Here is a 7,747-nt window from a genome sequence, read left to right as displayed (position 1 = left end):
GTCCCAGTCCGCCAATGCCGGTGATGGTCAAGGCCATGCGCGCGCCATCGCGGGCATTGGCGTTGTGGTGCCAATAGCCGATGAGCAGGAACGAAAAGACGCTGGTCAGCTCCCAGAACACCACCAGCAGGATGAGGTTGCCCGAAAGCACGACGCCGAGCATCGCGCCCATGAAAGCCAGGAAGAACGAAAAGAACCTTGGAACCGGGTCGTCGGGTGACATGTAGTAGCGGGCATACAGTACCACGAGAAACCCGATGCCGCTGATCATCATGGCAAATAGCCAGGCGAAGCCATCCATGCGCAGCGACAGGTTGAGACCAAGCGTGGGGATCCACTCGATGGTGCTGCGAATGGCACCGCCGCCAGCGACAGCCGGATAACTGACAGATGCCAGGAACAGCGTGACGAGCGTTATGGCCCCAGCCAGCCAGGCTTCGGCATTACGTGCATTGGTAGGCAACAGGGCAGCAATGGCACTGCCCACGAAAGGCAAGACGATCATCCATATCAATGATGTTTCGTCTGTCATTCTTCGTGGGCACTCATCTGGGTGGTGGGAACTATTGCGTGATCTCGCCCATTATGGTTGACTCTGTGGTGATCCGGCAAGGCTTCATTCGATGAATTTACTTCCTGAGCAATGCAGGGCCGCGCGCGGCCTGCTCAACTGGACGCAGGAACAGCTGGCAACACTCGCTGGAGTGTCGCGCAGCACGATCAAGGATTTCGAATGCCATCGCCACGCCCTGCACCGCACGACCGAAAATTTGCTGGTCGATGCGCTGATGCAAGGCGGGGTGCTCTTGCTTTCCTCCGAAAATGAAGGACCAGGCGTCCGCCTCAAACAGCACGGGTCAGTGACGAAGCAGCCCAGGCCAAAGGCGGTCGCTGTGGATACGCTTGTGAGCGAAAGCTGACGTGACCTGGCGACGAAAAGCCGCGGGATCGTACGGCCTACGTTTCGACTAGCCCCTGCAGCATAGCTGCCGGAAGTGTCCTCAACCTGATGCGCGAGGCTCGTTCCTGGTCACAATAGACCATGTTGCGGGCGACACGCTTGGCGCGGCCGCGGCCTTCCGGGGCACCGGTGTTGGGATTGACGTCGAACTTCGGAAAGTTGCTCGAGGATATGTCGAGGCGAAGCCTGTGGCCCTTCTTGAACAGATTGGCCGTGGCGAAGGGTTCGATGGTGATGCTCATCACCTCGCCCGGCACGCAAGGTTTTGGCGTGTCGAAGCCATCGCGGTAGCGGCAGCGGAAAATGCCGTCCGTCAGGATCATGGTAAAGCCGGTCGGGTAGTCCTCGCTCGGCGGATAGACGTCGATCAGTTTGGCGGTGAAGTCGGTGTCCAGCCCGTCGGTAGCGGCGAACAGTTCGACAGTCACCGGGCCAATGACGGCGGTATCTGTTGCGAATGGCTCGGTCTCGAAAGACAGCACGTCAAGCCGTGCCGAAAGCGGCAGATTGGTGTCCTCGCAGCCGAAGAACCGAGCCTGCTCGCGTTGATCAAAACCACCGCCTTCAAATACCGGCTGGCCGCTGGTCAACGCACCGCCAATCGTCGGCACCGGGTTCTTCGGATCGAAGTCATAAACGAACGGGGCAGCACCGGGGGCAGGGGCCTCCGCCGACAGGCTGCCATCTTCGTGCAGGTGCAGCACCGTTTCTTCTGAGGCCGGCACCGGCCAATCCGGCGCGGCGATCCAGCGCCCGCCATGGTCGAGGCGCCCTTCCGTGGTCTTGCGGCCCGACCCACCGCCCATCAGGAACAGGCGGGCGCGGGGCTCAGCCTCAACACCGTTGTCGACGCCCTTCATCCACCGGTCGAACCAGCGTCGGCGGAATTCCAACCAGCTTTCGGTGACGTTGCCGCCCAAGGGCGCTGCGGTGCCGAATTCGACATCGCCGGCGAAGCTGGCGTTGCGGTTGCCGTGCAGATTGGGGCCCATGAGAAGCGCCACGGGACGGTCCCGGTCGCGCGCCAGGCCTTCATAGTTTTCGAAGGTAGTCTTGACGTAAGCATCGTACCAGCTCGACAGCAGCGCGACGGGCACATTCGGGAATGTATCGTAGCTTTCGGCGGCGTAGATGCCGGGCTGTTTCCAGTAGTCGTCAAAGGTGCCGTGCCGCCACTGCTCGAGCAGGTAGTCCTCGTATTCGGGGACCCAGCGCACCGGCGAACGCCCCTCGGACCAGGGCATGGCGTTGAACCAGCTCCTGACGTCCTCAGCTTCCAGCGCGCGCAGCAGGTTCGGGTCCTGCTTTGCCGTGACGCTCTCGCGGGCGTTGTTGTAGGCCCAGGTCGCCTGCTTCAATTCAAACGCGCCGCCCTGGCGAATGCCGCAGGTAAAGGCGTTGGAGAAGCCACCGGAATCCAGCACCATGGCTGCGAGGCCTGGCGGGTTGAGGCAGGCCAGCGCCATTTGCGTGTGCGCTGCGTAAGAAAGGCCCATCGTGCCGATCTTGCCATTCGACCAGCTTTGCTCGACGATCCAGGCAAGCGTGTCGTAGCCGTCTCGGCCTTCGGCGAGGTATTTGGTGAACTCGCCTTCCGAGCCGTAGCGGCCACGGCAATCCTGATAGATCACGATATAGCCGTGACCAACGAAGTGGCTGGCGACCTCGGCCCGGGTCATCGGCTTTGTCATGCCGATTTCGATTTCCGAACGCGAGCGCTCGCCCTTGCCGTAGGCGGTCCGCTCCAGGATGACGGGCAGGGCGTCTTGCGACGCCTTGCCGTCATTTGCCGGACGATAGATGTCGGCAGCGAGCCTGACACCGTCGCGCATCGCCACCATCACATCGCGGTGGACCACGACGCCGGGGCTCACCGGCTCGGCTGCGGGCAAGGATGCGACATCCATCGTTTTGGCTGCTGCTTTCATGACTGCCTTACTTCGCCGTATGGGCATAGGTGGCGAGCGTGTCTTCGCCCTTGGAAGGGGTGAAGGCGATGCCGTCGCGGCTCGCCCAGGTGACCACCGGCCAGTAGAGCGGCATGATGGCGACGTCGCCGAAGGCGATGTCGGCAGCTTCGGCGAGCAGCGTATTGCGCTTGTCGACGTCGAATTCGGCCAGGGCTTCCTTCATCTTGGCGTCGTAGGCGGGATTGGAATAACGCGCCCGGTTGAATGAACCGGTGCCAGCCTCCTTATCGAACGTCATCAGCACATTGGTCATGCCAGGCGCCGAAGACGGGGTCGTGGTGCCGAAGGAGAAGACGAAGGCCGAGAATTCCTGCTTGCCGGCCGCCGCGACATAGACGCTGTAAGGCTGCGTGACGACGCCGTTGACCTTGAGACCGCCACGCGCAAACAACTGGCCAAGAGCCTGGCCGACATCGGAATCGCCGGCGAAACGGTCGTTGGACGAATGCACGGTGATGCCGAAGCCGTCAGGATAACCCGCCTCGGCAAGCAGAGCCTTGGCGCCGGCGAGATCGATTGCTTCTGGCTTGAGATTGGCTGAGTAGCCGCCGATGCCTTCGGGCACGAGCTGGCCAGCGGCCGCACCTGCACCCGACAGGATGCGATCGATCAGGAGCTGGCGGTCGACCATCTTCGACATCGCCTGGCGCACGCGCGCGTCCTTGAGCGGGCTCGGTGTCAGTTTGGCGCCTGCCTTGTCGGTGACGAACGGGCTGTCGTCGCGCGCCGTATCGAGCGCGAGATAAACGATGCGTGCCGAGGGCGTCGAATGCAGGGCAATGCCCTTGACGCTCTTCAGCGCTGCGACGTCGGCCGGCGGTACGGCGTCGATCAGGTCGACCGCGCCGGAACGAAGCGCTGCCACGCGCGCGGCGTTGTTGGAGATGGTGCGGAAGGTGACCTTTTCGAACTCCGGCTTGTCGCCCCAGAAGTCATCGTTGCGCTGAAGCACGAGGCGGTCGCCGGGCACCCATTCGACAAACTTGTAGGGGCCGGTGCCGATGGTCGCAGCACCGCTGTTGAAGTCCGCGATGCCTTTGCCTTCCGAGGCCTTCTTGGAAACGATGTAGACCATGCCAGCCAGTTCCATGAACTGTGGCGTCGGCTTCTTGGTGGTGAAGCGGATGGTGGTCGGATCAACGATCTCCATCTTGGCGATGGGACCGACATTGGCGGTGAACGGTGCCGGGCTTTTTTCAATCGTCGACACGCGCTCAAGCGAATAGACCACGTCCTCGGCGGTCAGCGGCGAGCCGTCGTGAAACTTGACGCCCTGGCGCAGTTTCACTTCCCAGGTCAGCGGATCGGTATTCTTCCAGGATTCGGCCAGGTTCGGCTTGATCTGCAGGTTTTCGTCCTGCTCGACCAGGCGCCCGAAAATATGCTGGGCGGCATTCTGGTTGTTGCCGGTGCGCGAGAATTGCGGGTCGATTGCCGAAGGCTCCGCTGAAATGCCCACGGTGAGGTCGGCAGCATATGCAGCCGTGGAAAGGCTGCTGGCCAAAAGCAAGGCTGCGAAGGTCGAACGGATGATCTGCATGGTCGTGTTCCCTTTTCTGTTCATGCAATGGCAGTTGTTGGGGCAGCGGACGAAGCCGCCTTGCCCGGCAAATCGTTGAGGTGGCAGGCGCTGACATGGTCCGCCGCGATCTCGCGCAAGACCGGCCGCTCGACGCGGCAGCGATCGAAGGCATGCGGGCAGCGCGGATGGAAATGGCAGCCGGAAGGCGGATGAAGCGGCGAGGGGATTTCGCCCTTCACCGGATTGAACTGCCGCTTGCGCTGCTTGATCGTCGGCACCTCGGAAAGAAGTGCGACCGTGTAGGGATGATTGGGCGCGGCGAAGAAGGCGTCGGCTGGCGCACTTTCGACGATGCGGCCGAGATACATGATCGCGACGCGGTCGGAGATGTGTTTGACCACGCCGAGGTCGTGGCTGATGAACAGGTAGGTGAGGCCGAGCTCCTGCTTGAGCTCCATGAACAGATTGAGAATCTGCGCCTGGATCGAGACATCGAGCGCCGACACCGATTCATCGCAGATGATGAAGCGCGGCTTCACCGCCAGTGCCCGCGCGATGCCGATACGCTGCCGCTGTCCGCCTGAAAACTGGTGCGGGTAGCGGTTGAGGTAGGACGGGTCGAGGCCGACACGCAACATCAGCGCGGTCACCATCTCGGCAGCTTCGCTACGCGCCACCATGCCGTGGGCGACGGGCGCTTCGCCGACTATGTCGAGGATCGTCTTGCGCGGGTTGAGCGAAGACATCGGGTCCTGGAAGATCATCTGCGAGGCTAGCCGCGCAGCCTTTGCCTCCGAGCGCGGCAGCGCCGACATATCCTTGCCCTGCCAGCTCATGACACCGTCGGACTGCGGCAGGATGCCAGCCATGATGCGGCCGAGGGTCGACTTGCCGCAGCCGGATTCGCCGACCAGTCCGACAACTTCACCGGGGTTAATCTTCAGCGAGACGCCATCGACGGCATGGACGACACGCTCCTCGACATTGGCGCCGACAAAGCGTGCAAGCCGTTCGGCGTAGTCGAGCCCGCGCGTGAAACGTTTGGAGATGGTGGTGGCTTCGACAAGAGGCGTCATGCTGCCCTCGCGATCTGCGGGTGGAAACAGCGCCAGCGGTGGCCGTCGACTGCGGTTTCTTCTGGCTCGGCCTCGCAAGCTGCGGTGGCTGCAAAGCAGCGCAGGCGGAACGGACAGCCTACGGGCCGCCCGAGCGGTGGCGGGGCCATGCCGGGAATGGGCGTCAGCGGTTCGCCGGGCTCGAGATTGGCCGGAACCGAACGCATCAGCCCGATCGTGTAGGGATGGACCGGATTGTCGAGCACGGTATCGGTCTCGCCAGTCTCGACGATCCTGCCGGCGTACATCACAGCGATCCTGTGGGCGAGGCCGGCGACGACGCCGAGATCATGGCTGATCCAGATCAGCGACATGCCGAAATCGCGGCTCAGCCCCTGGATCACCGCGAGGATCTGCGACTGGATGGTGACGTCGAGCGCTGTGGTCGGCTCATCGGCGATGATGAGCTCCGGCCGGTGCAGCAGTGCTATGGCGATGGCGACCCGCTGGCGCATGCCGCCTGAGAACTGATGCGGATAAGCGGCGAGCCGCTCGTCGGGCGAGGGGATGCCGACAAGGCCGAGCGCTTCGACCGCGCGGGTCCGCGCCTCGGCCTTGGACACCTTGTCATGGGCGCGCACCGTCTCGACCATCTGGGTCTCGATCGACAGCACCGGATTGAGCGTCATCATCGGGTCCTGGAAGATCATGGCGATCTTCTTGCCCCTCAGCGTCCGCATCTCGCTTTGTGAACGGCCGACAAGGTCTTGGCCGTGGAACAGGATCTTGCCGCTGGCGACACGGCCCGGCGGATCGACAAGGCCCAGGATCGAAAAGCCTGTGATCGATTTGCCGGAACCGGATTCGCCGACCAGACCGAGGATTTCGCCGCGGCCGACTTCAAAGGACACACCATCCACCGCCTTGGCGACGCCAGCCCGGGTGAAGAAATAGGTGCAGAGATTTTCAACCTTCAGCGTCATCTCAGCGCTCCGAAAGACGGGGGTTGAGCACTTCACGCAAGCGGTCGCCGACGATGTTGATGCTGAACACCAGCGCCAGCAGCAGAAGGCCGGGATAGACCGATATCCAGTATTGGCCCGACAGCAGCGTCTGGTAGCCATTGGCGATCAACAGGCCAAGCGATGGCTCGGTGATCGGCAAGCCGATGCCAAGGAAGGATAGTGTCGCTTCGGCCGATATGGCATTGGCCACCTGCAGCGTTCCGATGACGATGATCGGCGGCAGGCAGTTGGGCAGCATGTGGCCAAACAGGATGCGTGGCTTGGAAAGGCCAAGCGAGGCGGCGGCTTCGACATATTCCTTGCCGCGCTCAATGAGGGCAGCGGCGCGCACGGCGCGGGCGAACTGCGCCCACTGCACGATGACCAGGGCCAGCACCACCTTCCACACACCCTGGCCGAGCAACGCCAGCAGCATCAGCGCCACCAGGATGGTGGGGAAGCCGAGCATCAGGTCGACAAGGCGCATGATCAGCGTGTCGATGCGGCCGCCATAATAGGCCGCGGTGAGGCCAAGTGCGGTGCCGAGAGCAAGAGCGATGACACCGGAAAACAGGCCGACGCCCATCGATGTGCGCAGGCCGTAGACCATCGCCGAGAACATGTCGCGGCCCTGGCCGTCTGTGCCGAGCCAATAGGTTGTGCCCGACATGCTTTCCGACATCGGCGGCAGGCGCGCGTCGAAAAAGTCGATCGCGGCGAGATCATATGGATTTTGCGGCACAAGCGATGGGCCGAAGATGGCGGTTGCAATCAGGATCAGGCAGACCGCCAGCGCGATCGTAGCCTTGGGGCTGCCGAGGATGCCGCGCAGCGAACGCGCCCAGAATGACTGGCTTTCCTGGAAACGGTGGGTGAGCGCGGTCATTGTGTATCGCTCAGCCGAATGCGCGGATCGAGCATCGAATAGACGATGTCGACGGCGAGGTTGATGAAGATGAACATGGTGACGACGACCAGCAGGTAGGCAACGACCACGGGCCGGTCGAGCACGGTGATGGAATCGATCAGAAGCTTGCCGATGCCGGGCCAGGCGAAGATTGTCTCGGTCACCACCGCAAAGGCGATCAACGAGCCGAACTCCATGCCGACCACGGTGACGATCGGGATGAGGATGTTCTTCATCACATGGACCGAGATGATGCGGCGCTCGGACAGGCCCTTGGCGCGGGCGAATTTGATGAAGTCGAGCGGCATCGTTTCACGCACGCCGGTAC

General features: G+C 62.6%; 8 protein-coding genes. 1 reads left to right on the top strand and 7 read right to left on the bottom strand.

Annotated features, from left to right (window positions below):
* Positions 1 to 532, bottom strand: a 532-nt coding sequence (locus AC1DUU_RS17205) for a proton-conducting transporter transmembrane domain-containing protein (protein ID WP_476784622.1), incomplete at its 3' end; no start/stop codon positions are given.
* Positions 533 to 623: 91 nt separating this feature from the next.
* Here AC1DUU_RS17205 and AC1DUU_RS17200 point away from each other — a divergent pair.
* A complete protein-coding gene (locus tag AC1DUU_RS17200) occupies positions 624 to 920 on the top strand; it encodes a helix-turn-helix domain-containing protein (protein ID WP_476784621.1) in 297 nt (98 codons plus the stop codon).
* 37 nt (positions 921 to 957) lie between these two features.
* On the opposite strand, the gene AC1DUU_RS17195 is transcribed toward AC1DUU_RS17200, so the two are convergent.
* From AC1DUU_RS17195 to AC1DUU_RS17170, 6 genes are all read right to left on the bottom strand, one after another.
* Positions 958 to 2,868, bottom strand: a complete 1,911-nt coding sequence (locus AC1DUU_RS17195) for a CocE/NonD family hydrolase (RefSeq protein WP_476784620.1) — start codon at positions 2,866 to 2,868, stop codon at positions 958 to 960.
* A gap of 28 nt (positions 2,869 to 2,896) precedes the next feature.
* A complete protein-coding gene (locus tag AC1DUU_RS17190) occupies positions 2,897 to 4,471 on the bottom strand; it encodes an ABC transporter substrate-binding protein (RefSeq protein WP_476784619.1) in 1,575 nt (524 codons plus the stop codon).
* 20 nt (positions 4,472 to 4,491) lie between these two features.
* Complete coding sequence (locus tag AC1DUU_RS17185; RefSeq protein ID WP_476784618.1) at positions 4,492 to 5,529, bottom strand: ABC transporter ATP-binding protein; 1,038 nt, start codon at positions 5,527 to 5,529, stop codon at positions 4,492 to 4,494.
* Entirely contained in the window at positions 5,526 to 6,491 is a 966-nt protein-coding gene (locus AC1DUU_RS17180; protein WP_476784617.1) for an ABC transporter ATP-binding protein, read from the bottom strand. Before AC1DUU_RS17180 ends, AC1DUU_RS17185 begins: the two co-directional genes overlap by 4 nt.
* Position 6,492: 1 nt before the next feature.
* A complete protein-coding gene (locus AC1DUU_RS17175; protein ID WP_476784616.1) occupies positions 6,493 to 7,398 on the bottom strand; it encodes an ABC transporter permease in 906 nt (301 codons plus the stop codon).
* A partial coding sequence (locus tag AC1DUU_RS17170; protein ID WP_476784615.1) for an ABC transporter permease occupies positions 7,395 to 7,747 on the bottom strand: 353 nt, incomplete at its 5' end. The genes AC1DUU_RS17170 and AC1DUU_RS17175, both read right to left, overlap by 4 nt.

The sequence above is a fragment of the Aminobacter sp. P4_H6_2 genome (genome assembly GCF_056400805.1).
The sequence above is the reverse complement of the archived record's forward strand: the minus strand, read 5'-3'. Positions and strand labels throughout refer to the sequence as shown.

Coding starts and splice junctions, on each gene's coding strand:
- AC1DUU_RS17200 (WP_476784621.1), top strand. CDS start 624: ATGAATTTACTTCCTGAGCAATGCAGGGCCGCGCGCGGCCTGCTCAAC.
- AC1DUU_RS17195 (WP_476784620.1), bottom strand. CDS start 2,868: ATGGATGTCGCATCCTTGCCCGCAGCCGAGCCGGTGAGCCCCGGCGTC.
- AC1DUU_RS17190 (WP_476784619.1), bottom strand. CDS start 4,471: ATGCAGATCATCCGTTCGACCTTCGCAGCCTTGCTTTTGGCCAGCAGC.
- AC1DUU_RS17185 (WP_476784618.1), bottom strand. CDS start 5,529: ATGACGCCTCTTGTCGAAGCCACCACCATCTCCAAACGTTTCACGCGC.
- AC1DUU_RS17180 (WP_476784617.1), bottom strand. CDS start 6,491: ATGACGCTGAAGGTTGAAAATCTCTGCACCTATTTCTTCACCCGGGCT.
- AC1DUU_RS17175 (WP_476784616.1), bottom strand. CDS start 7,398: ATGACCGCGCTCACCCACCGTTTCCAGGAAAGCCAGTCATTCTGGGCG.